Annotated in this window: 19 protein-coding genes; 10 read left to right on the forward strand and 9 right to left on the reverse strand. The window is 69.6% G+C overall.

All coding sequences use genetic code 11. The features are described 5' to 3' along the window. Positions 1-1,353, reverse strand: coding sequence for a cytochrome P450 (locus SNA_RS25730; RefSeq protein ID WP_030065964.1), 1,353 nt, complete (start codon positions 1,351-1,353; stop codon positions 1-3). A gap of 349 nt (positions 1,354-1,702) precedes the next feature. On the opposite strand from SNA_RS25730, the gene SNA_RS25735 reads away from it, so the two are divergent. From SNA_RS25735 to SNA_RS25750, 4 genes are all read left to right on the forward strand, one after another. Next, positions 1,703-3,379 carry a sigma-70 family RNA polymerase sigma factor gene (locus SNA_RS25735; protein ID WP_044367228.1) on the forward strand — a complete coding sequence of 559 codons (1,677 nt, stop codon included), beginning with the start codon at positions 1,703-1,705 and terminating at the stop codon, positions 3,377-3,379. 181 nt (positions 3,380-3,560) lie between these two features. Further along, complete coding sequence (locus SNA_RS25740; RefSeq protein ID WP_241779835.1) at positions 3,561-4,169, forward strand: CAP domain-containing protein; 609 nt, start codon at positions 3,561-3,563, stop codon at positions 4,167-4,169. A 182-nt stretch (positions 4,170-4,351) separates the two neighbouring features. Continuing rightward, positions 4,352-5,338, forward strand: a complete 987-nt coding sequence (locus SNA_RS25745; protein WP_044366944.1) for a C1 family peptidase — start codon at positions 4,352-4,354, stop codon at positions 5,336-5,338. A 330-nt stretch (positions 5,339-5,668) separates the two neighbouring features. After that, positions 5,669-6,775, forward strand: coding sequence for a serine hydrolase domain-containing protein (locus tag SNA_RS25750; RefSeq protein ID WP_198535133.1), 1,107 nt, complete (start codon positions 5,669-5,671; stop codon positions 6,773-6,775). Positions 6,776-6,839: 64 nt separating this feature from the next. Here SNA_RS25750 and SNA_RS25755 read toward each other — a convergent pair whose 3' ends face one another. Beyond that, positions 6,840-7,862, reverse strand: coding sequence for a hypothetical protein (locus tag SNA_RS25755; RefSeq protein WP_241779836.1), 1,023 nt, complete (start codon positions 7,860-7,862; stop codon positions 6,840-6,842). A gap of 467 nt (positions 7,863-8,329) precedes the next feature. On the opposite strand from SNA_RS25755, the gene SNA_RS25760 reads away from it, so the two are divergent. Then, on the forward strand, positions 8,330-8,704 hold the full coding sequence (locus SNA_RS25760; RefSeq protein WP_044366948.1) for a peptidase inhibitor family I36 protein: 375 nt from the start codon (positions 8,330-8,332) through the stop codon (positions 8,702-8,704). 86 nt (positions 8,705-8,790) lie between these two features. On the opposite strand, the gene SNA_RS25765 is transcribed toward SNA_RS25760, so the two are convergent. Then, entirely contained in the window at positions 8,791-9,780 is a 990-nt protein-coding gene (locus SNA_RS25765) for a helix-turn-helix domain-containing protein (RefSeq protein ID WP_037794163.1), read from the reverse strand. 196 nt (positions 9,781-9,976) lie between these two features. Further along, positions 9,977-10,483, reverse strand: coding sequence for a MarR family winged helix-turn-helix transcriptional regulator (locus SNA_RS25770; protein WP_063752987.1), 507 nt, complete (start codon positions 10,481-10,483; stop codon positions 9,977-9,979). Between the two features lie 93 nt (positions 10,484-10,576). Between SNA_RS25770 and SNA_RS25775 the strand changes: the two genes are divergently transcribed. Then, positions 10,577-10,984 carry a VOC family protein gene (locus SNA_RS25775; RefSeq protein ID WP_044366950.1) on the forward strand — a complete coding sequence of 136 codons (408 nt, stop codon included), beginning with the start codon at positions 10,577-10,579 and terminating at the stop codon, positions 10,982-10,984. 46 nt (positions 10,985-11,030) lie between these two features. On the opposite strand, the gene SNA_RS41600 is transcribed toward SNA_RS25775, so the two are convergent. Next, the gene (locus SNA_RS41600) at positions 11,031-12,860 is read right to left on the reverse strand and encodes a CHAP domain-containing protein (RefSeq protein WP_157880089.1); all 1,830 of its coding nucleotides are present in this window, start codon (positions 12,858-12,860) and stop codon (positions 11,031-11,033) included. 232 nt (positions 12,861-13,092) lie between these two features. On the opposite strand from SNA_RS41600, the gene SNA_RS25785 reads away from it, so the two are divergent. Next, positions 13,093-14,085: an aminoglycoside phosphotransferase family protein gene (locus SNA_RS25785; RefSeq protein WP_030072681.1), complete on the forward strand. Its 993-nt coding sequence runs from the start codon at positions 13,093-13,095 to the stop codon at positions 14,083-14,085. Positions 14,086-14,291: 206 nt separating this feature from the next. Next, positions 14,292-15,641, forward strand: a complete 1,350-nt coding sequence (locus tag SNA_RS25790) for an MFS transporter (protein WP_157880090.1) — start codon at positions 14,292-14,294, stop codon at positions 15,639-15,641. A 287-nt stretch (positions 15,642-15,928) separates the two neighbouring features. Here the strand turns inward: SNA_RS25790 and SNA_RS25795 are convergent, their stop codons facing one another. Both SNA_RS25795 and SNA_RS25800 read right to left on the reverse strand, forming a co-directional pair. Then, positions 15,929-17,413 (reverse strand): S53 family peptidase, encoded by a 1,485-nt coding sequence (locus SNA_RS25795; RefSeq protein ID WP_241779838.1) that lies wholly within the window; start codon positions 17,411-17,413, stop codon positions 15,929-15,931. 410 nt (positions 17,414-17,823) lie between these two features. Beyond that, positions 17,824-18,573, reverse strand: coding sequence for a TetR/AcrR family transcriptional regulator (locus tag SNA_RS25800; RefSeq protein ID WP_044366953.1), 750 nt, complete (start codon positions 18,571-18,573; stop codon positions 17,824-17,826). Positions 18,574-18,690: 117 nt separating this feature from the next. On the opposite strand from SNA_RS25800, the gene SNA_RS25805 reads away from it, so the two are divergent. Next, positions 18,691-20,538, forward strand: coding sequence for a CocE/NonD family hydrolase (locus SNA_RS25805; RefSeq protein ID WP_078970196.1), 1,848 nt, complete (start codon positions 18,691-18,693; stop codon positions 20,536-20,538). Between the two features lie 61 nt (positions 20,539-20,599). Here the strand turns inward: SNA_RS25805 and SNA_RS25810 are convergent, their stop codons facing one another. Then, on the reverse strand, positions 20,600-21,466 hold the full coding sequence (locus SNA_RS25810) for a GNAT family N-acetyltransferase (protein WP_030066111.1): 867 nt from the start codon (positions 21,464-21,466) through the stop codon (positions 20,600-20,602). Positions 21,467-21,666: 200 nt separating this feature from the next. Beyond that, complete coding sequence (locus SNA_RS25815) at positions 21,667-22,980, reverse strand: M64 family metallopeptidase (protein ID WP_030066110.1); 1,314 nt, start codon at positions 22,978-22,980, stop codon at positions 21,667-21,669. Positions 22,981-23,590: 610 nt separating this feature from the next. Between SNA_RS25815 and SNA_RS25820 the strand changes: the two genes are divergently transcribed. Further along, positions 23,591-24,304 carry a hypothetical protein gene (locus tag SNA_RS25820; RefSeq protein ID WP_051877303.1) on the forward strand — a complete coding sequence of 238 codons (714 nt, stop codon included), beginning with the start codon at positions 23,591-23,593 and terminating at the stop codon, positions 24,302-24,304. Positions 24,305-24,306 lie beyond the last annotated feature (2 nt).

Raw genomic sequence — 24,306 nt, forward strand, 5'->3', positions numbered from 1 at the left:
CTAGCGCCTGTCCGAGGGGTCGGCGTCGGCCTGCGGCTCCAGGGTCGCAGGCGTGGGGCCGTCAGGGCGGACGGTGATGCTGTACGCGGCCTTTGTGGGGGTGGAGTGGAAGGTCAGGGTGTGGGCCGGCAGCAGGTGTTCGAGGAGGACGGTCGATTCGCGGAGTGCGAATTGCAGACCGAGGCAGGCGCGGGGGCCGATGCCGAAGGGGAGGTAGGCGCCCGGGTGGGTGGGGCGGCCGTCCGGGGTGGTGAAGCGCCGGGGATCGAAGCACTCGGGGTTCGGCCACAGTTCGGGGTCGCGGTGGGTGAGGTAGGGGCAGACCAGGATGTCGGCGCCCGCCTCGATGGCGTAGCCCGCGACGGTGTCGTCCTCGGTGGCGTGGCGCGGCAGGATCCAGGCGGACGGGTAGAGCCGGAGCGTTTCGTGGATGAGGGCCTGGATGGCCTGCCGACGTTCCGGTGAGCCTTCGCCGCCGGCGGCGAGGGCCTGTTCGCGGGTGGCGGGGTTCCGGTCGAGGAGCAGGTAGAGCCAGGTCAGGGTGGTGGCCGTGGTTTCGTGTCCGGCCACGAGCAGCGTGATCAGCTCGTCGCGGATCAACTGGTCGGTGTACTCGGGGCGCTCGTCGGCGGCGTCGACCAATACGTGCAGCAGCCCCGGGCCGTCCGGGCCGGGCGCCCCGCTGCGGGCGGCCTCGATGGCGTGCCGGGCGACGGCGTCGATCCGGGCGAGGTCGGCGGCGACGGCATCCCGGGCGTCGGTGCCGTCGGCGGGCAGCGTCGGAAGGGCGGCGACCACGGTTGCCACGGAGCCCAGTTCGCGCTCGGTCCCGTCATCGAGGGGGTGGCCGGTGAGGGAACGCCAGATGGTGTCCAGGGCGAAGCGGCGCATCTCCCGTCCGACGTCGAGGGTCTGCCCGGTGCGGGCGTACCCGGCCCAGCGCTCGGCCGTGATCCGGGCGGCCTCGCCGATCCGCTGTTCGTAGCGGCGCATCCCGGTACCGGTGAACTGGGATTGCAGCAGGCGGCGTTGCCGCTTCCACGCCTCGCCGGTGGCGGCGACGACGCCGTCGCCGATCAGCAGACGGGCACGGTGGGAACGCTTGACGTACTGGTCGGCGTGGCGGGCGAGGACGTGTTGGACGGCCTGCGGATCGGTGATGAGGACGGTGCGGTCCGGCCCGGGGCGGAACGCGGCGACCCCGCCGAGCCGCTCGCGCACCTGGGACAGCAGATCGACCAGTTCCCCTCCCCCGGAACGCCACCGCTCCACGAGCGCCGGTTCGGCTTCGGGGACCGGCCGTCCCGTTCCGGGAGCGTGCGGGAGGGGGCCGAGGCTGGCTTCGGTGGCCACGCTGCTTCTCCTGATTCAACCGTTGAACTGGGTCCTGACGGAGCGTTGCAGTAAGTGACTGTACGGACAGGGGCACAGGGTGCGCATCCACCGCAGAGGTAATCCGACACGCTGAATTCCGGGCAAGCCCCCAGGAACGGGACCGTACAGGAACGGGACCACAACAGTCCCCCAAGAGTCCCTGCTTCCTCCCCTTTACCCTTTCGCCGGAGTGCATACGGGGGCCGGTTTTTTGTTATCCGGTCGCTGTCTCGGCGTCTCCGAGGTGTTGGACCGCTGCCATGAACTCGGATTGGACCCCTTCATGAAGACCCGGGAAGGACTGGAAGGCTTGGAAAGCGTGGACCGAGTGGACCGAATACCCGGCGCTGCGACCGTCGCAGCTGCGCAGGAGGGGGATCAGCGGGCACAGGACGATCTGGTCTCCGGGTATCTGCCGCTGGTGTACAACATCGTCGGCCGGGCGCTTCACGGTCATGCCGATGTCGATGACGTCGTGCAGGAGACCATGCTGCGGATGCTGGAGGGCATCGGCGGTCTGCGTGAGCGGCACAGTTTCCGCTCGTGGCTGGTGGCCGTGGCGATGAACCAGGTGCGCTCCCACTGGCGGGAGAAGCAGCGTGCGGTCCAGGGCGGCGGGCTGCACGATGCGGTGGATCTCGCGGATCCGGCGGCCGACTTCGTGAATGTGACGATCGCGCGGCTCGGGCTTTCCGGTCAGCGGCAGGAGGTGGCCGAGGCGACCCGATGGCTGGACGAGAACGACCGGGCGCTGCTGTCGCTGTGGTGGCTGGAGGCCGCGGGCGAGCTGTCCCGGGCGGAGGTGGCCGCCGCCATGGAGCTGTCGGTGCAGCACACCGCGGTGCGGGTGCAGCGGATGAAGAGCCAGCTGGAGACCGCACGGGTGGTCACCCGGGCGTTGTCGGCGGAGCCGCGGTGCGGGGAGCTGGGGGCGCTGGTGGAGCGGTGGGACGGGGTTCCGTCCGCATTGTGGCGTAAGCGGATATCCCGGCACGCGCGGGAGTGCTTGACGTGTTCCGGGCACTCGGTGGATCTGGTCCCCGCCGAAGGGCTGCTGGTGGGGCTCGGCCTGGTGCCGCCGGCGGTGGGGCTGTTGGCGGCGTGGGGCGCCGCGGGCGGACACGGCACGGCGGCCGTCGCCACCGCGGCCCACGTCACGTCGGCGGGCGGCGGCCTCGGAGGGACGGCTGGCGGCGGCCTCGGAGGGACGTCGGGCGGTGCGACGGCCCAGCAGGCAGCCACCGGCATGCCCACAGCAGGCGGGTGGCGTTCGTGGGGTCATCGTGGGCTACGGGGCCACTGGGCGGGACCCGCTGCCGTGGCTGCCGCCGTCCTCTGCCTGGCGATCGCCTTTATCGACGGTGACGACGACCCCGAGGGGCCGCCTCAGGCCCGTTCTGCCCCCTCCGCCCCATCGACCACCTACAGCGCCACGCCACTCCCCCGTCCCTCCCACACCGCTCCACCCCGCCCGTCCCGCACGCCGAGCGGGAAACCGGCGCCCACGCCCAGCCGGAGCCGACCGCACGCCTCCCGCCCGTCGCGGACCGGTTCTGCCGCCTCCCGCCAGCAGACCAGGGGGACGCCGGGCGCCGCCGAGCAGGTCCTCGCCGTGATCAACCAGGCCCGCGCCGCCCACCAACTGCCGCCCTACACCCTCGCCTCCGGGCTCACCCGCAGCGCGCAGGACCACAGCACGACGATGGCCAACGGGTGCGGCCTGTCCCACCAATGCCCAGGCGAGGCGCCGTTCGACGGCCGGGAGAGAGCGCAGGGGGTCACCCCGCAGGCAGCCGGAGAGAACATCGGCGACGCGTCCTCCGGGCCCGAGGCCGCCCAGATCGCGTCGGCGGCCGTCGGCCTGACCCGCGCCATGCTCGACGAACAGCCGCCGAACGACTACCACCGGCAGAACCTTCTCAGCGGGACGTTTCACCGGATCGGGATCGCCGTCTACCGGGATACCCGGGGCGTGGTGTGGATGACACAGGACTTCTCGGACTGATCTGGGTGGGGCCTCGCGCCCCATCGGTGGTGTTGCGCGGATCACATCGCAGAAAGTCGCGGGGTTTTGGTTATCCGCACCGGCCCGACCGGTCTCCCTGGGTGTCGGCGAATTTTCCGACGCGATGGCCTCCCAGGTCTTCGAACTCTCCCCCCACACGCACACCGGAAGGAGTACGACCATGAGTCGTGGTTCCCATCGCTGGTCCCGAATAAGTGGCAAGTCCCGTGCGGCGATCGCCGTGGCGGCGGCCAGCGCGATCGGCGCCGTGACCGTCGGCGTCTCGAACGCGAGCACCGCCGAACCTCACCACCAGGCGGCCGCCAAGACCTCCCAGGCGCCCCACACGGCGAAGGGCAAGACCCACTCCCCGTCCCCCACCCGCGAGGTCCTGACCGCGATCAACCGGGCACGCGCCGCCCAGCATCTGCCGCCCTACACCCTCACGCACGGGCTCAACCGCAGCGCGCAGCAGCACAACCAGCAGATGGCCAACGGCTGCGGCCTGTCCCACCAATGCCCTGGAGAGCCCGCGTTGGGCGACCGGGAAACGGCCGCGGGCGTGCACTGGAACGCGGCCGGAGAGAACATCGGCGAGGCGTCGTCCGGGCCTGCACGCGCCCGGATCGCCTCTGCCGCGGTCGGCCTGACCCGGGACATGCTGGCCGAGAAGCCACCGAATGACGGCCACCGGCAGAACATCCTCAGCCGGAGTTTCCACCACATCGGCATCGCCGTTCACCGGGACGCGCACGGCATCGTCTGGATGACGCAGGACTTCTCCAACTGAGCCCGTCACCGCGCCGATAGGCGGGGCCGAGGCGAGGCCGACAAGTGACAACGCACTTGTCGGCACATCAATCGCGGATGTCAGGTGCCTGACCTGTCGCGCGTACTACCGCCCGCGCCTCTCTCTCCCCCCCGGCCCCCCACCTCCCCCGGCATCACCCCCCAACCTCAAGGAGTACTTCGATGAGCCCTGGTTCCCACCGCTGGACCCGGATGAGCGGCAAGTCCCGTGCGGCGATCGCCGTGGCGGCGGCCGGTGCGATCGGCGCCGTGACCGTCGGCGTCTCGAACGCGAGCACCGCGGATCCGCACGACCAGGCGGCGGCCAAGGCGTCCCAGGCACCCCGCGCGGCCGCGCACACGCCCCACCACCGGTACGCCACCGGCGCCGTACCGTCGCACGACGCGTGGCGAAAGGCCGTGCTCGACAAGCCGCTTCAGCCGCGGCTGGCGGCCATCGCACCCCACGCCCCCGTCGGTGCAGTGCGTACCACCAAGAAGGCGGCGCTTCCGGTCAGCGTCGACCTGACCAGATTCACGGCCCGGCCCGGCGACCAGGGGCAGGTCGGTTCCTGCGCCGCCTGGGCCGTCGACTACACCGCCTACAGCGTCCTGGAGCACGAGCAGAAGATCTCCGGTGGCCCCCAGGCACCCATGTACACCTACAGCCAGATCGCCAAGGGACAGAACATAGGAACGTCCCTGGGCGCCCACCTCGGCATTGCCAAGCAGCAGGGCATCGACTCCAAGTCCCACTACTGGCAGGGGGACTTCGACTACTCGACGCAGCCGACCGCCGGCGAACAGCGCAACGCGGCGAAGTGGAAGCTGACCGGCTATACGCCGCTGCACACCGGAAGCCAGATCAAGGCCGAGGTGAAGGCCGCCCTGGCCAAGGGCGAGCCCGTCGTCATCGCCATCCCGGTGCACAACAGCTTCTTCGACATCACCCCGCAGCAGTCCCGGTCGTACTCCTACTACCCGGCGGCCGGCGACCCCGAGGTCGGGGGCCATGCGATCACCATCGTCGGCTACACCAGCAAGGGCGTGAAGATCGAGAACTCCTGGGGCTCCGGCTGGGCCGACCACGGGTTCGTCAACCTGTCCTGGAAGTTCCTGGCCGACCAGGCATGGGAGGCCAACGCGGTCGGCAAGCTCGTCAAGCGCTGAGCATCCCAGCACCTCGCACAGCCGGTGGCCGGGCCCTCATGGGGCCCGGCCTTCCGGGAGCGAGCTTGCCGTTGACGTCGCCTCAGGGACAACTGAGGGTCATCTACCGGGTTTTCCCTGATGGCTGCGCGGCCGTTCTGCCTCAGGCTCATGGACATGAGTTCTGAAGCCTTGTCGAGTAACTGCCGAACAACCACCGAGCGCGTCCGCCCTGCTCGCCTGTCACGGGTGGCACTGGCCTGCACGGCCCTGACAGCCGTGGTCATGAGTACTGGCGTCCCTGCCGCCCCTGCCGTCGCTGCCCCGTCCCAGAGACCCACGGCCCGGTCCTTGTCCGTCGCGCCGGCTCTTGCGCCGCTGAATCCGGCCGCACTTCAGCAGGCGATCTCCAGCGCTCCCGACAGAGTGACGGCGGTACTGGCCAGAGTCAGCGGATCGGCCGGGCGCTGGACGGGCACCTTCGGTACGGCCGATGTGACCACCCAGGCGCCGGTTGAACCCGAGGGCCGGTTCCGGCTCGGCAGTGTCACCAAGATGTTCATCGCCACCGTGGTGCTCCAGTTGGCCGCCGAACACCGGGTCGATCTCCACCGCCCCGTCCAGGAGTACCTCCCTGATGTGCTGCCCGACACATACCCACCGATCTCCGTGCGTCGACTGCTCAACTACACCAGCGGCCTGGCCGAGTTGACGGAGAAGGATCTGCCCATGGATCCGCAGGGGATCGTGGAGCATCGCTTCGACGACCATCCGCTCGCCGAGCTGGTCGCCAAGGCCGTCCGGCACCCCCGGCTTTTCGACGAGCCCGGCTCCATGCAGAGCTACGGGGCCACCGGCTACTACGTCGCCGCAATGCTCGTCGAGAAACTGACCGGCCACAGCTACCAGCAGGAGATCACCAACCGCATAGTGCGGCCGCTGCGCCTGCGGCACACGACCGCCCCGGAAATCGACCCGACCATCCCCGGTCCGCATGCCCACGGCTATATCACCGTCCCCCAACCATGCGGTGGGAGCTGCCTGAAGGACATCACCGAGCAGAACCCGGGCGCCGGAGGGATGATCTCCACCACGGCCGACCTGGACCGCTTCATGACGGAGCTGTTCCGCGGACGGCTCCTGTCGCCCGCCCAACTCGGCGAGATGCTCACCGTCCCCGACGTCCCCTACCTGGGCGGCTCCGACCGCGACCCGGGCCACGGCCGGGCCTACTACGGCGCGGGCCCGATGCGCGCCACCGTCGGCGGCATCACCGTATGGGGCAAAACCGGCAGTACCTTCGGCTACACCGACGGCATGTTCGTCACACCCGACCTGCGCCGGCGCCTCGTCTACTCGTTCAACCCCACCACGGGCGGCGGCAACGACCTCGCCCTCGTCAACCGGATACTGTCCGCGGCCTTCGCAGATCGCCTGGCCGGTGGCCGCGCACAGTGAGGGCCTGGGCCTCAGAAAGCCCACCACCCGCATGCGCCTGCCCGCGAGCGGTGGGTCAGTACACCTACCGCGCCGTCACGATCACATAGCCGACCTTCCTTACCCGACCGTGGTGGGCGACCACCGTCACGGGGTAGCGGCCCGGCTTGAGGCCGGCGCGGACGGTGGCCGTGTTCAAGTAGCGCGGATCATCGCCGTCGGATGCCTTGCTGTCATCGCGATTGAGGCGGAGGACGTGGGTGAACGCCGGGGAGGTGGCGGTCAGCCGCGTCTCCTCGCCCGGGTCCGGGACCGCGTCGCGCCACATGACCGCGACCCGCCCTCCAGGACGGACCTTGAAGTCGCGTCGGTGCGGGCTGTCGGCGTAGCCAAGGCCCGGGTCGTAGAGGGCTGGGCCGTGCACCTTGCCGAGATAGTCGGGGTCGCCGGGGCGGGACGCCCGGATCTTCAGCCGCTTCTTGGCGATGCGATGACCGTGCGGGCCGTACAGCGTGAAGGTGTACGTACCGTCCGCCAGCCCGGGTTTGAGCGCCGTTCCGGCCAGAAACGCCCGGGGGTTGTAGAAGTCGTACCGCTCGTCGTGGACGAGACGCGCGGGCCGGTGCAGAGCCGCGGACCGTACGGTGAAGCGGGTGCCCCGCTCACCGGGGTACAGATCGTCGAAGTTCAGCCACACCGACTCCCCGGGACGGGCCACCTCCGACCCGAACGTCACGGTGAATGACGGACGCTCGGAACGCAAGACGTGGATCTTGTCGCGAGCGACGGTGCGGCCCGCGACGGAGACCGAGAGCGGGTACCAGCCGGGCTTGACCGTCATCGCGAGGGGGCGTGTGGCCCCGTAGGAGGCGTCGTCCTGCCATCGCAACCGCACGGGCCCGCCGAACGCCGGCGAGTGGGCGGTCACCGCGTCGTGCCCCTGCGCGCGGGTGATGGAATCGAGCCGCATACTGATCAGTTGGCCGGGACGGGCGTCGAGATTGCCGCTCAGGTCCAACTCGGGGTTGAAGGGCGGCGTGTGGGTGGGCGTGTGCGCAGGCTTGCTCGGGCCATTACCCGCGGCCTTGTGTGCACCGTGGCCGGACACGCCCGGACTCTGCCCCGCCCCTGTCGCACCCGCCCCAGGAGCACACCCGCACAGCACCAGACCGGCCGCCGCAAGCCCCACCAGCCTCGACCAGTTCATCGTCTCCCCCATGTCCAAGTGCTTGGTCACTGGCAGAGATGGCGGTAAGGCGCTGTTGGTTGTCTGCGGACAGCAGGATTTACGGCATATAGCGGATAAATAGGATCGTTCCGCCGCTGACGCGGTGGACGCAGAGCCAAGTGACTGTGGAATCACGGCTAACGACACCTGGTCGGCACCCCGGCACTCTGAAGGAGGCAGCTGGACGGCATGGCCCGGACCAGCAGCCGGAGCGTCGGCCCCGACGGGGGATTCGATCGCGCCTGGATCGCGTACGCCACGTGGATCACGTCGCGCCACGTGGATCACGACACGTCACGTCACGTGGATCACGTCAACAGACAAGAACCAGTGAAACGGGAGACATCATGCGTATTCGTCTCATAGCCGCTGCGGGCGCCGCCGCCGCTGCGCTCTCGCTCGGCGCCGCGCTGCCGGCCTTCGCCAACAGCCACGCGAGTGTCGCCGCGCCTCTGGCCAAGGGGGCGAAGGTCAAGGTTTTCCAGGACGCCAAGTACAAGAACAGGAACACGACCTTCACGGAGAACATGTGGAATCTGAAGCACGACGGCTGGAACGACACGATCAGTTCCGCCATCAACGAGGGCAAGCGCGCGGTCACCTTCTCCTCCGAACCGTACTTCCACGGCGCCCACTTCTCCCTCGCACCGGGCTACCGGCTACCGGCTACCGGCTACCGGGATGCGTACGTTGTCGGCGTCGGCTCCCTCACCTTTCACTGACGGCGAGTCATTGCCGGTCAAGATGCGGCACCGGACCGGCCCCGACCAGTGCACCACCGACCGGACGACCGGGAGACCCACCCGACCTACTCACCCACCCGACATACCTCCTCCCGATAGTTCGTAGGCGGCATGCCATAGGCGGTCCGGAAGGCACGGGTGAAGTCGGCCGCCCGAGGAAAGCCCCACCTGGCGGCGATCGTGTGGATGGGGAGGTTGCGGAGGGCGGTGTCGGCGAGGTCGCGGCGGGTGCGTTCGAGGCGCTGGCGGCGGATCCAGGCGGCGACGGTGACCTCTTCGTCCTCGAAGACGCGGTACAGATAGCTGACGGATATGTGGTGGGCAGCAGCGACCATACTGGGCGTCAGATCGGGGTCGGCCAGGTGATGTTGGATGAACCCCTGGATACGCAGGAGCAGGGCGCGCCGACGGGTCTCCGGCGCTAGCACGTCCTCGGCGTCGAGGGTGTGGGCCAGCAGCGTGTTGACCAGGTCGAGGGCCACCGTCCCCAGTCGGGGCCCGTCGGAGGGCCGGTAGGAGCCGCTGTCCCTGCATACCTGGGTCAGGAACTGTGCCAGCAGGGCACCGACGCCCTCCCGCCCCGACATCCGCCGGTTGACGAGCTGCTCGACGCCCTTGGTAGGCAGGGACAGCATCTCCCGGGGGACGAAGACTCCCGTCCCCCGCACCCGATCCTGGCTCTCACCGCTGCCCATCTCCACATGATGGGGGCGTGAGGTGTCCACGAGGATCAGGTCACCCACGCCGTACCAGGCATCGCCACCGGGATGGACGACCTTCGTGCTCCCGCTAGTGGCAAGAGACAGGTGGTAGTGCCCCGGGTCGGACCGCCGGACCAGCTGCGCCGTGCGCCGCACGGTCATCGGCGTGTGCTCAGTCGTACGCAAGCGCACGGCGCCGAGGTCCAGGATGCGCTGTGAGACAGCGAAGTCGGTCACGTGGTCGTCACTGAGAACTTCCATGGGCATGAAGCTCCCGACGACCTGCTCACGCCAGTAGTCGAACCGGTCCGCCGGAGCCACCTCGTCGCTTCGGAACACCATCTCGCCGAGCATGAATCTCCCCCGCCTTGGGCCCCCACCCGTGCAAGGCGATCGTACGGCGACGTCGAGGGCGACGGACCGCAAAGGGGCCACCCAGTTCGCACGCTCGCATGCGCCGCACCGAGCAACGTTTGCCACGTCTGCCAGCCGGCCGAGGTCGCCGATCCGGGCCCGGAAGGCGGATCACGGCACGTCTGTCGCCGGTCCGTCAGCTGATCTGGGCACCGTCTTGCCCGTCTTGCCCGCCTTGCCCGTCATTCTCGCCATCGGCGCCCGCCAGCCCTTCGTGGACGCGTAGCAGCAACCCTTGGAGCAGTTGGCGTTCCTTCGTGTCCAGCGGTGCGAGCACCTTGGCCTGCACGGTTCGGGCTTCGGCGTCCAGGTCCGCCAGGACGGCCCGCCCGGCGGGGGTGAGGGACACGGAGACCCGCCGCCGGTCCACCGTGTCACGTGCCCGGTCGACGTATCCGGCGGCGGCCAACTGGTCGACCGCCTTGGCCATATCGCTCGGGTCCACGCCCAGCCGGACGACCAGATCGCGCTGGGCATGCGGCCCGAAGTCGGCCAGCGCGGCGAGGACCGCCATGTCCCACAGTCGCAGGCCACGTTCGGCCAGCCGCTCGGCCAGCAGGCCGCGGGCGGTCTTGCCGACCCGGGAGAGCAGGTAGGTGCTGAGATCCAGCAGCGTTGGCGGGGTGGATCGTTCGGTGGCCATGGTGCGATTCTAAGGTCCCCACCTATAGTGGGTGCCAACCCACTAATTTTTGCCGACCGCCGACCGCCGACCGCCGACCCGAGGAGCCCTGCCGTGGATGCCCTCTACCCTCGCCTGCTCGTCACCCGCTTCACCGAGTGCTTCACCTTCTACAAGGCGATCCTGCCGCCGCTGATCGGCGCAGACCTCGTCAAGGGCACTCCGGAGGGCCCCTACGCCAACTGGGACGTCGACGACGAGGCCGTCCTGGTGCTGTTCGACCGTGGCGCGATGGCCGCAACCATCGGCACCGGGACGCTTCCCGCAGAACCCCGACCGGCGCAGGACACCGCCATGCTCGTCTTCCGGGTGGACGACGTGGACAAGCGGATGGCCCTCTGCCTGGAACACGGTGGCCGTCTCGTCGCCGCCCCGACCGACCGCCCGGAGTGGGGCCCGAACCTGCGCAGCGCCCACCTGCGGGACCCCGACGGCCACCTGATCGAGCTTCAGTCCTACTAGTCGGTTCCGTCCTGCCAGTCGGTCCTACCAGCGGGATTCCTCGCCATCAGTAGGGCCCGCCCTGCCGGTTGGGGTCGAACTGGCGGACCTTCGCGGCGAGATTGGAACCATCCGCGGCGACGTCATACCTCTTGCGGACGTACCCGATTGCGGCGGCGATCGATGCCACGGGATCGTAGATGTCCACCGACGTACCGGAGACGTGGCGCGAGGCGAATGTCTGCGGAATGCACTGCATGACACCGCGGGAGCATTGGAACGGTGCCAGAACACCATTCATTTTCTGGGTTTTTCCGCTGGGCTTGTGGACGCCGTCTCCGAAGTCGTGGACCTCGCTGAAGCCGTGCGGGGTAATGGCGTTGCTGTCCCACAGATTGCAGACGTTCGGGTTGCCGGACGACTCGCGCACGGCGGCGGTCCTGATGCCTCTTATCCAGTTGTTGTTGGCGGGGACTCCGGCCGCCGCACAAGCCTCCTTGACCCAGTCCTCAAGGGCGCCGTCGCTCACATGTCGATTGAACGTCACGTCCTTCGGGTCAATTGCCCCCGCTCCGCTGACGCCCGTACCGCCCGTCGGTCCGCTCGTGGGCGAACTGTCACGGACCTGGAACAGTCCCGAGCGCTGCCCGAGTTCTCTCAGCGATGCCTCACCCGGTATCCCGGTGGCGTCGCTTCCGGTGTAATTCAGCACCGTACGACGGAACTCGTCATAGAGAGATTGCGTGGCCTGCTCGAAGATTCCTGGCGTGTCGGCCACCACCGTGTGCATGACCTTCTTCAGCCCGTCCTGCACCAGGGCGACATCGGCCTTCGTGCCGGCGGCCCCGGCCGGCTGCGTCTCTTCTTCCTGGGCGCTGTGCGTCGCGGCCCACACCACCTGGTTCACGCTGACCCAGGGCAGCGCGAGAGCCGGTGACGAGCCCGCGCGTACGTTGAAGAGCTGTGACCGCTCCCCCAGTTCGACCAGTGAGCGCGTTCCGGGGGTACCCATGACGTCCGTCCCGGTGTAGCCCAGTTTCTCCTTGCGGAATCCGTCGTAGAGCTTCTGGGTTTCCGCGTCGAACACGCCGTGCGGGTCGCCGGGGGCGGCCCCCATGACCTTCTCCAGTGCGTCCTGCACCAGCGCCACATCGTCCGCCGGGTTGCTGTCGCCGGGCTCCACGGCCCGCTGTTCGGCCGCGGAGTGGGTCGCCGCCCAGATGAGCTGGTTCGACGACACCCACGGCAGCGCGGGTTCGACGGGCGTCGTAGGGGGCGAACCGGCCGCACTGGACGAGGCGGTGGCCTTGTAGAGGAAGCCGTCCTTGTCCTTCAGCCCTGGATCGGCCGTGACGACGCCTTCCGCGAAGGCCGGCATCCCGTAGCCGTAGAGGAAACCGTCCCTACGGGGACGCGTCTTCATGTACACGCCGTTGCCTTCGGCCGAGCCGTTGGCGTTGGTGTTCCCTTCGATCGTGTACACGTTGTCCGCGTCGTATTTGTGGACGAGCCCGACGTGCTCGCCTCCCCCGGGGCCGAAGAATGCCAGCGCGCCGATCGCGGGATAGTACGAGAACCTGTCACGGCTCTTGTACCAGGTGACACCGGTCGCGCAGGAGGCGGTGACCGGAGCGAGGTTTTTCTCATCGGCCTGCTGGAAGGCCCAGGACTGGAAGGTCTCGCACCACGCCTGGTTCTGTGACCACTCCAGCCCGGGAACGGCGGGGGAAAACTTCTGATGGTTGTTGTAGTGACCGTTCGAATAGCCTTCGCGATACCCGACCTCGGCCTTTTCGATGTCGATGAGCGTATCGGCTTGATTCATCGCCTCGCCTTTCCTGTCGCCCTGTCCGTCGCCTTTCTGAGGTGCCTGGAAGAAATTTCCCGTAATATCCAAAACCAGGGGGCGGGGAAAGTGACGCGCTGCTGACGTCGGGATCTCGGAGTATCAGGCCATAAGCCCTCCCCCGCATTGAAAATTGAGAATCGCCAATGAGAATCGCCAATGCTCCTATTTCAACCGACGTTACCGCCCATGGTGCGGTAACGCATCCTGAACTTGCGCGCAGGCCAGATGTCTGCACTCCGGTACGTGGCGGCGCCGCCGGGCTGATGCGTAAGGTGCCCAAATGATCGACGTACCAGAGGTGTTCGCGCGGAGCACCGTCGAGCGCGAAGGAGAGCCAGGGGCGGCGTGGCTCGCCGAACTGCCCGGGATCGTGGACGAGCTGCTGGGGCGCTGGGGGTGTGTTCCTGACGGCGAGGTCATGCACGGGGGTGTCGGGGTCATCGTCCCGGTGCGACGGCGGGGCGCGGGGACCGCCGTGCTGAAGGTGTCGTTTCCGCATCCCGGCAACGTCCATGAGCCGGATGCGTTCGCGGCGTGGGGCGGGCGCGGGGCCGTTCTGCTGCACGAGCGTGACGATGAACGCTTCGCGATGCTGCTCGAGCGGGCTCGGACAGCGCGGGATCGGACGGGCCAGGGTCAGGTTGATCGGGGTCAGGTTGATCGGCGTCATACGTCGCCCCTGGCCGAGGTCGAAGACGGCGATGAGGTGGTGACGGTCGCGGGGCGGATCAGTCGCCGCCTGGCCATCCCCGCGCCGCCTGGGCTGCCCCGACTGCGTGACCAGGCCGATGACTGGGAGGAGCAACTGCGCAAGGATGCCGCGGAGCTGCCACACGGCTTGACGCGTTATGTGGTGGAGGCCGCTGTTGCCACCATCCGCGAGTTGGGCCGCGTCCAGCCGGACCTCCTCATCCACGGCGATCTGCACGCCGGAAACATCCTGCGCGCCGACCGTGAGCCGTGGTTGGCCATCGACCCCAAGGGGTACGCAGGAGACCCGGCTTACGACGGCGGCACGCTGCTCAAGTCGCGCGCGCTCACGCTCCTCGAAGCGGACGACCCACGCAAGGCCGTCCACCGCATCCTGGATGTCTTCGCCGAGGCCGCGGAACTCGATCGCGGCCGCGTCCGGCGATGGGCCCAGTTCCATGCCGTTCAGGCTGCATTCTGGGGCCGCCGTCACGGATTCCGGGTCGCCCGCAGTGGATCGCGGTTGGACTGGCTCACCGAATTCGCCGATCTCCTGGCGGAGTTGCTCACGGAGCACGCTTAGGTCGTGACCCTTGCCCGCGGGGGCCATCCGGAAAGCTCCGCGATGCTGCTGATCCGACGCCGAATGGGGTCAGCACCGCACCCGTTCGGGTTGCCTGGCATGCAGCGCTGCTCGTGCCGCACGCACGGCCCTTGTCCATGGGCTTCATTGAAGGACGAGGGACGAGGCGATCGGTGGAGCGGAGGCAGCGACCAGTGGCAACGGGAATGGAGACAAACGCTGAGAGGGCAGAGGCCGCGCGCGCGGCGGCCGGTGTGGATGCGGGTGAGGGGGCGGTGCGCACGGTGGCGCGGCGGCTGTTGCCGCTGCTGTTCGTGCTGTACGTGGTGAACTTCCTCGACCGCGCCAACATCGGCGTCGCCGCGCTGGCCATGAACGCCGACCTGCACCTGAGTTCGGCCGCCTTCGGAACGGCCGCCGGGATCTTCTTCGTCGGCTATGTCGTCTTCCACGTGCCGGCTGCCATGGCCCTGGGCCGGTTCGGCGCGCGACGCTGGCTGGCCTGCGTGATCACCACCTGGGGCCTCTGCTCGGCCGCCACCGCATTCGTCACCGACGCCCACGGCCTGTACATGGCCCGGTTCTGCCTCGGGGTGGCCGAGGCGGGATTCTTCCCCGGTGTGGTCGCCTACTTGGCCGTCTGGATCCCTGCCCGGCAGCGCACCCGCGCCCTGGCCGCCTTCCTGTTGGCCATTCCCGTCTCCACCGCGATCGGCCTGCCCACTTCCGGCGTGCTGGTCGCGCATTCCGGCATCCTCGGCCTCAGCGGCTGGCGGTCGATGTTCCTGATCGAGGCCGTACCTGCTGTCGTCCTCGGGATCGCCGCACTGCGCCTGCTGCCCGACACCCCACGCCAGGCTGCCTGGCTGTCGATGCCCCAACGACGTGCCCTCGAAGCCCAGTTGGCCCAGGAGGCCCCGCCCGCCTCATCGCGCCGCACCGCGCTCGGACGTGCCACGATCGGCCGCGCCGTGCACTTCGCCGTGGTGCACGCGGGCATCTCCTTCTCCCTGTACTCGCTCCAGTTCTTCCTTCCCCAGGTCATCGCCGCGCTCTTTCCTGGGGCCGGGACCTCCGGCGTCTCGGCGCTGGCGGCTCTCCCGTACGCGGTCGCGGCCCCGGCCATGCTCCTCTGGAGCCGCCGCGGCGAAACAGCCGGCTCCCGAACCTTTGTCGTCGCACTGCCCGTCGCGGTCGCCGCGCAGGCCGCCGCCCTGGCCGCGCTCTCCCATGTGCCGGTGCTCACCGTGATCGCGCTGACCGTGACGGTCGCGGGAAGTCTGGCCGTCGTACCTGCCTACTGGAGCAGGTGCACCGGCGTCCTGGCCGGCCCCCACGCAGCAATCACCATCGCCGGGGTCAACGCGCTCGGCAGCCTCGTCAGCTTCGCCGGTCCCTACGTCACCGGACACCTCACCGGTGCCACCGGCAGCTACCGGCCGGTCTACGCCCTCATCGCCTGCGCCCTGGCGGTCTCCTCGGCAGCCGCCCTCCGGCTCCCGACCGTCCCGACCGCCGCCGTCCCGTCCACCACCCCTGTTCACACGCTGAATTGACGCACCCGGCGGCGCGCGCCTCACCTGTGGGGCCGAACGGCTCGCCCACGCCATCCGCCGCACGATCGACAACCCCGGATACGGCGCACGCGCCCGCCGGCACGCCCGCCTCATCGCCGCCGCAGGACGGAGCGGGCCGCGTGACGGCGGCCGTGCAGCGTCCGTGCTGAGCGGGCGGGTGGGTGGGCGTGGACATGTCGGCGGGCGTGCCCGCCGGTGTCGGCCGGCACGCCCGCTTACGGGCTTACGGGCGTACGGGGTTACGGAGTACGTCATTACGCCCGCCCCTACACCCGGGCCAACAGCTCCGTCCCGACCGGAACGCCGAGGCCGGTGCACGCGTCCCAGCCCGTTGCCGCCTGGTACGTGCCGATGTCGCCGTCAGTGATGTCCCGGAAGCCGACGACGGTCTCGCCAGGTGTGATGCCGGCATACAGCTGCGGCTGCATCAGGCCGAGGCGGCGGTTCTTCGATTCGGAGAGGCGGGCGGCCAGTGCGGCCCACAGCGGAGCAACGGCGCTCGTGCCGCCGATGACTGCCTCCTGCCCGTCGATCACCACCTCGTATCCGGTGCCGCGGTCGGCGTCACCCGCCACGTCCGGGATACCGCGCCTCCGCGTCACGCCGTCGGGACTGCCCGCGGACGCCTGCCAGGACGGCCGCGCGAATGCGGTGCTGTAACCGCCGCCACTGGCCCAGCCGTCACGGTTGTTCCACACCGTCTCCGAGTCGATCGTACGGGTCCGGGCATCGGCCTCCAGCCGGGTGCCGCCACAGGCAAGGACGTGGGGGCTGGTGGCGGGGAAGTCGGGGTGCGGCCGGCCGTCCCGGACTCCGTCGCTCGCTCCGTGGTCACCCGCGGCCGCGCACACGGTCACTCCGAGCGCCGCCGCGTCCATGAACACCTCGTCCATCTCTCTGCGGCCTTGGGGCGTCCATGCCTCCTCCGGCTTGCCCCAGCTGATGCTGACCGCGGTCGGGGGAGGATTGGCGTGCACCGCGGCACTCACCGTGTCGATGAAGCCTCTGTCGTCCTTCCCGCCGAAATAGACGATCTGTTGGGCCCCGGGTGCCAGCGCACCGGCCACTTCGATGTCGAGCTGTACCTCGCCGTCGTCGCCTTGGGGTCCGTCGGGGGCGTTCTGCCCGTGGCCCACACTGACGGCGGTCACGCTCGGCCGGGTCGGCAGTCCGAGACCGGTGAAGTAGTCCTTCAGGTTCTCCTGCTCGAAGCCGCCGCCGAGTTCCACGATCGCTATCGTCCGGCCGGTCCCGTCGGTCTGCGGCGGAAAGTCGTAGAGCTCTCCCAGTTGGACCGGCGAATAGGAGATTCCGTCGCCCTCGGCGGCGTCCCTACGGTGCAGATGCGGGCGCGCTTGAGGACGGTCGTCGAAGCCGAACACCCCGGTCACTATGCCGTTCCATTCGGGGAGGATCTGGAGGGTGCCGTCCCTGTGGCGGTGCTCGGTCGACTTTCCGGTGACGGGATCCGTGCTCTGGACCCAGGTGAGCCGTCCGGGATCCACCACGGTCCGCAGTTGGCCGAGGGTGCCGGCGATCTCCACCTTGCGTGCCGCCGGGTCCGTCTTCAGAACGGTCAGTCCGTGGTCCTCCGCTGTGCGGCATACGAGATCGATGTCATCGGGATTCGCACCGTAGCGCTCGGCGAATTCCTCCGTCGAGACGGTGTCGGATCCTTCGACCAGGCTTTTGGGGAGCTCTTCCCGGCGCCTCAGGACCAGGGTGACGTCGATCTGTTGGGCATCGTCCACCTCATCGATGTGGCGCGCATCAGGGACTGGCATCCGCTCGCTGCCGTCGAGAGGTGTAAATGATTTCTTTGCCATCGATTTCACCGATTGTGCTAATTGAACGTGCAATTGGGGACTGCTGTCCTGCAATGGAGGGCGGCTGTCCCGCAAAGCCGCGCCGCGCTCGGGATCGGTCCCCGCTGACATACGCGCAGCCCACGCCGCTCTCGCGGAATCCACGGGAGCAGTCATCTTGTACAGGAGGATCCCTGCGCACCACGCGGGCTCGAAGAGCACAACGCGGGGAAACAGCAAGGGCGTGGCGTGGTGTCAGCATCGACCCAAACCTGCCTAACTCCACACGAGCACACCATGGCCAGGACGGCAACTCGGCGGTGAATGGGCAATCCCCGGGCCGCGCACGGGACGGATCACGGCGCTGCCGTAAGCCCGTTGATCATGCGGCCGAGGAGACGGTCGAATACGGCTTCGGGGTCCGTGTGAGAGGCGGGGTCGGCGGCCGGGGCCGCCAGGGCTTGGGCGAGATGGGGGTAGCCGCCGGTGGCGGTGGCGGCCCGTAGGTGGCGGGTCTGTGCGTCGAGGAGTTCGCCGGAGGTGCGGCCGGCGGCCTCGGTGGCCTGTTCCTGGGCGAGTTCGTACGTCACATGACTGGCCACGAAACCGGTGAGCAGGCTGAAGGTCTCCAGCCGCGCCGGGGCGTCCAGGCCGACGGGGGCGAGTACGGCGAGCGTGTACTCCACGACGGCGAGGGTGTTCGGGCCGAAGGTCTGCCGGGCGGGCAGGGCGGCCGGCAGCCAGGGGTGGCGTCGCATGATCGCGCGCTGTTCGCGGGCGATGCCCCGGAGGTCGGCGCGCCAGTCGCCGGAGGGTTCGGGCGGCAGCCGGTGGTCGCCGCTCACCTGGTCGATCATGAGCTCCAGCAGCGTCTCCTTGTTGGGGACGTAGCTGTAGAGGGACATCGTTCCGGCCCCGATCCGGGCCGCGACCGCGCGCATCGTGACCGCCGCGAGCCCCTCGGTGTCGGCGAGGGCGACGGCCTCGGCGGTGATCTCGGCGCGACTGTGCGCGGGTGGCCTGCCCCGCCGCGGGCGTTCGGCCTGCGACCACAGCACCTCGGGATCCACACCGGCACTGCGGCCGGATGAGCCTGTACGGGCCACGTCGCTCTCTCCTCACTCCTGTCGGCGGCCATCCAACCATCCCTCCAACCATCCGCTATTCTCGTACAACGTACTGGAAATAGCTCCTGCGGATCCCGGCTCAGGAATCGAGGCACGATGACGACGAAGGCGACGACGGCCAAGGCGAAGGCGACCCACCACTCGTCCCCCACGAAGCCCTCCAAGAAGCCCTCCAAGAAGCCGTTCAAGCGGCCGATCAGGAAGCCGTTCAAGAAGCCGCCCCTGCACGCCCGCGTCCTGCGGCGCCTCCAGCGGAACCTGCCGCCCAAGCTTCACGACATCGCCTACGAGCCCGGCCTCGCGGTACCCGCCGCCGACGGCAGCCCCCTGCTGACGGACCATTACTTCCCGCTGGCCGACGGCGACTTCCCCACCCTCCTGCTCCGTTCGCCGTACGGCCGGGGCTTTCCCTGGGCGCTGACGTTCGGCGTGCTCTTCGCCGAACAGGGCTTCCATGTCGTCCTCCAGAGCTGCCGTGGCACCGGAGGCTCCGGCGGCGCATCCGACCTGTGGCGCCATGAGGCGGCCGACGGCCGGGCCACCGTCGCCTGGCTGCGCCAACAGCATTGGTTCAACGGCAAGTTGGGGACAATCGGCCCCAGCTATCTCGGCTACACCCAATGGGCACTCACCCTGGACCCGCCGCCGGAGCTGCGCGCGATGGTGGTCCAGGTCGGCCTGCACGACCTGCACGGCTACTTCTATCCCGGAGGCGCGTTCGCCCTGGAGAACACGCTGGTCACCTCGTTGGGCCGGATGCACCACCACCGCGGCGTACCGAAGTTTCTGTGGGCCGCCCTGCGGCTCCAACGCCACCTCCGGACGATCACACGCACCCTGCCCCTCGGCGAGGTGTACGCACCCGGACTGGGCGGACGAGTGCCGTTCCTGGAGGAGGCGATGGCTCACCCCGACCCGCGGGACGCGCACTGGCAGGGGGCGGACTTGGGGGCCGCGGCCGAGCGTCTGACCGTGCCGACCAGCCTGATCACCGGCTGGCACGACGCGCTGCTCGACCAGACCCTCCAGCAGTACGGCAGACTGCGGCGCGCCGGCTGCGACACGTCCCTGCTCGTCGGCCCCTGGACGCACAACACCGCGCTACAGCAAGGCTGGCCCGAGGGCTTCGCCGAAAGCCTCGCCTGGCTGCGGGCCCACCTGTGCGACGAGCCGTCCGGCCGGCGGGAGACGAGGGTGCGTGTTCATTTGGGCGGCCGGCAGACCTGGCACGACCTTCCCGACTGGCCCCCGGCCTCCAGCGGCCACCGCTGGTATCTCGGCCGGTCCCTCGACGGCGGCGGCACGCTGAGCACCCAGGCCCCCGAGGACACATCGGCGCCGCTGCCGTCGTTCCACTACGACCCGTCCGACCCCACCCCCTCGATCGGCGGCCCCCTGGTGTCCCCCAAGGCGGGCCCGCGGGACAACACCGCCCTGGAGGCCAGGGACGATGTCCTGACGTTCACCTCCGCGCCGCTCACCGAGCCGCTCCGCATCCTCGGCCCGGTGAGCGTGGATCTCCAGGTCAGTACGGGCACCGGCCACGCCGATGTGTTCGCCCGGCTCTGCGACGTCGACGACCGGAACCTCTCTACCAACGTCTGCGACGGGCTGCGCCGACTCCGGCCCACGGGAACCGCCCCGGCCGCCGTCACCGTCGCGATGAGTGCCACGGCCTACTGCTTTCCCGCCGGACACCGGATCCGCCTACAGATCAGCGGCGGCGCCCACCCCCGCTTCGCCCGTAACACGGGCACCACCGAACCCCCGGCGACCGCCACTCGCCTGATACCGGCGGACGTCTCGCTCCATCATCCGTCCGCGCTCGTTCTCCCCTTCGCGGAGGACGAGTCGGGGCCGGATCCCGCCACCGGATCCCCCGCCCAGATCCGTCCCGATCGCTACGCCCTGGACGTCCACGGCCATTTCACGGCCGTCCCCTGACCAAGGGCCTCCAACCAAGCGGTTCTGACCAAGCGCTTCTGAACCAAGGGCTTCGGCCGCCTTAGTTCTTGGGGAAGTCGTACCCGGCCCACTCGGCCACCGGGACGTATCCGAGGCGCTGGTAGAGGGCGTTGCTGGTGGCGTTGGCAGGGTCGGCGAAGAGCACGACGTCCGTCGCGCCTGCGTTCAGTGCGGCTCGGCTCACCTCGACCGTCACGGCGCCCGCGTAGCCGCGGCCCCGGAGGTGGGCCGGGGTGTAGACGGGGTCCACCCGGACCATGCCGGCCACCATCGACGTCGCGGCGGCCATGGAGACGGGAGTGCCGTCCGGGGTCTCCCAGAACGTGAAGTGTCTGTCGGCGAAGCGCGAGCCCGCCCAGGACTCGGCGTCCACGGTGGGGACTTCGCCGACGGTGTCGACGAACTCGCCGCACCACCCCACGAGTTGCTCATGGTCCTGCTCGCCCACGGTGTGGCCCCGGCCCTCCGGGAACGGCTCCGGTGGAGTGAGCGTGCCGAGACGGTAGAGACGGACCCGCCTGCTGAGTGTCGGCGCTGCGCCTGTGTGCCGCTGCCATGCCTCGGCGAAAGCGGTGGCGCTGTCATGGTCCGCGCTGACGCCGGGGACGGGGTGGCCGAGGTCGGCCAGGCGGACGGCGAGCATGTCGGCCTGCTCGCGGGTGACCTCGGTGAGGCTGAGGCGACCGGCCGGGGTGCGCTGGTGGAAAGTGGCGCGGACCTCGCCCCCTGACTCCAGTCGGCCGAACACCGGGGCTTCGGCGCCGTGCGCGGCCGCCCCGTTCGTACGCAGTTTCTCGGTCACCGTCAGCGGCATGGTGTGCAGGGCGGGGCGGGAGCGAAGGAAGTCCCCGGCTCGGGCGAGAAAGTGGTCGACGTCTTCGGTGAGGTGCCAGTCATCCGGGCGCATGCTTCATGCTCCCGGATGTACTCGACGCCGGGGAGCACTTTTCCGGAACTGCACGGCCCCCGCGACTGCACAGCCCCGGAACTTACGGCCCACCTACCCGTCGCCGCAGGGGCCCCGCCCCGGAGCCGTCAGCCATCGAAGGCGGCGGCCGGGGCGGGGCGCGGTGCGATCAGGGGGCGGTGCGATCAGGGGCGATGCGGTCAGGGGGCGATGCGCCAGCTCAGTTTTCCGGAGAGCAGTTTGCGCAGCGCCGGGTCGCGTACCGCATTCGTGCCGTCGGTGGCGCGGGCGGTGACGGTGTGGCGGCGGCCGTCCACGGGGACGCCGAGAGCGCGCGGAACGACCGCGGTCCGGCCCCGCGCGGCCTTGCGCTCACGGCCGTCGACGTACCACCTCACCTGTGCGGAGGCGGCCGGCGAGACCCGGATACGGTCCCCGCGGTGCAGTACACGGCCGGTGGCGATGGGGCTGGTCAGCACGCTCGCATGGCGGTAGAAGGCGGCGATCATCGCCTCGCGGCCGGGGAGGTTGAACTCCCGGCCGAGCGACCGCATGATCGAGTTGTCGGTGGGCCGGTTCAGCCCGTACTGGTAGTAGCCGCCGCCCTCGTACGCGTCGACCGTGCCACCGTCCGGCGACTCCTGGCCGAGCCAGCGGTACCACTTCTGTCGCTGGGCGGTCATCTGGTCGGCGGAGAGGGTGGTGAGGTTGGCCTGGGCGGGTTCGGGGCCGGAGTAGGTGCCGGACTCGCCGTAGTCGTACTCGTCGGCGAGCTTGCCCAGGGAGTGGCCGGTCTCGTGCACCGCGATCTGGTCGGACCGGTCGTTGTCGGACGAGGCGGTGGCGATCCCCTCGTAACCGACCTGCGAGGAGACGTCGTTGTAGCCCGCGCCGCCGTACTTGGTGGAGTTCGACAGGACGACGACGAGGTCGGCGGCCGGGGCCTTGGCGGCGTACGCGTCGACCTTGCCGGTGTCGACGCAGAGCAGACGTTCGGTGCCGTCGCAGAAGAAGGCCGAGTTCAGCGCGGTGTCGCGGACCACGTCCTTGGTCGGGTCACCGGAGACACCGGAGTCGTGGGACGCCGCGTCGACGGCCCACACATTGAACAGCTTGGCGTACGAGGCATACGGCTCAACCGCGGATATCTTGGCCCACTTGGCGCGGACGTCGGCGTGGAAGTCCTCTTGCTGGGCGGCGGTGTATCCGTCCCCGATGAAGACGACGTCGAGCTTGTCGCCCACCGGGCCGTTCTGCACGATCGGGGTGACATCGCCGTCACCGGCGGCGATTGCGGCCTTCGCAGACCGGGAGAGCGGCTTGGGGGCCGGGACGGTGGTGTGCCGAGGATGGCCGCCGGGTCCCGTGAAGTACTCGACCTGCTGGGTGTGTCGGGGCTGCGGGGAGGGCTCTGGGGCGCCCGATGCCGTGGTCGCGGCGACCGTGGTGCCGGCCAGCGCCGCGACGGCCAGGCCCGCGGTCACCGCGGTCCGTAGGGAGATACGTCTGAGCATGGGGGGTTTCCTTCCGAATCCCGTCGACTGGACGGGGAGGGTGGAACCGGATTCAAACGCGCTCAAAATAAAGGCCGTTGCGGAGCGGGAGCAACGGATGAGGCTCAAGTGGTCGGGAGCGTGGTCGAGTTCGGGCCTGGGGCCCAGCGGTGGACGGAACGATGCCCGGAGGGACGGCTTGGGTGGCATCGGACCGTCCCGTCCCCCCGTCTTCGGCCTCGGGCCGTCTTCGACCCCGGTTACGGCGAGCTCACCGAAGCTCGCCGAAGCCGTCGACCAGAGCCCGGCCGCGATCCGCCGGACCACGCATCGGGCAGGGGCGCCTGTCCCGGCGCGCCGACCGCCCGGAGTCGTCCCGCCACACCGGGCACCAAGCGAGCGACCCGGAGCCGCGGCACACCGGAGGGTGGTCCGGAGCTGCGACACCTCGTGCGGGCCCGCCGGGCCGCGACGCTACGCGGGGCCGGTGGTTTGGAAGAGGGATGGGTTACCGTTTGGAGACCTGTTCGACCGCCGCATAGTGACGCGGAGTGATTGTTTGGCCTCGTACGTCCCACCCCCCACGACTTCCCGGCCTGCTGGTCCTTCCGGGCCTTCCGGGAGCAGCACCGTGCCCCGTGTCCGCGGCCCGCGCCCGCCCCGTACCGTCGTACGAGCGGTGGCGCCGGTGCTCGCGGTGGCGGGCACGGCGGCGCTGCTGGGCGGGTGTGCGGAGGCCGGTGCACCCAAGAGCGCGGGACGTACCACCGCGGTTACCGGTCCGGCACAGCTGTGGCCGGACCGTAAGCCCGCGCCACCGTCCTCGCCGGCCACGGAAGCGCAGGAGAAGCCACAGCCGCTGACCGCGCTGCCGCGCATGCCGTCCGGGGACATCCGGAAGCTTTCCGTGGGCTCGGTTCTCCGGGCGCAGATCGACGCGGACAAGCGCCGCGGCACTCCGGTCTTCGAGAAGGACGAGGAACGCAAGATCCGTGCCTGTGCCGACAGGCCGGGCTCGCGCTCCTGTGCCGTGCGGGCCCCCGAGTACCACGATCTGAACGGGGACGGGAAGAACGAGCTGATCCTCGGCGTCGAGAGCAAGGACCACCTCCTGATCATCTGGGCCTACACCCTCAAGAAGGGGGTGGTGAACTCGATCCTGGACTCGACCAGCTACCCGCAGTCGGTGGAGGTCGCCAACCACAAGCTGGTCATCCATGAGCCCGGGGACGCGCCCGGTTACGAGAGCCGCACGGTCTACGCGTGGGATGCGCGGCACCAGGTCATGTCCATCCAGGACGTGGGCTACGGTCGGCGGACCCCTGCGACCCCCTCGGGCCGGTGAGC

This window comes from Streptomyces natalensis ATCC 27448, from assembly GCF_000935125.1.
Classification (GTDB): domain Bacteria; phylum Actinomycetota; class Actinomycetes; order Streptomycetales; family Streptomycetaceae; genus Streptomyces; species Streptomyces natalensis.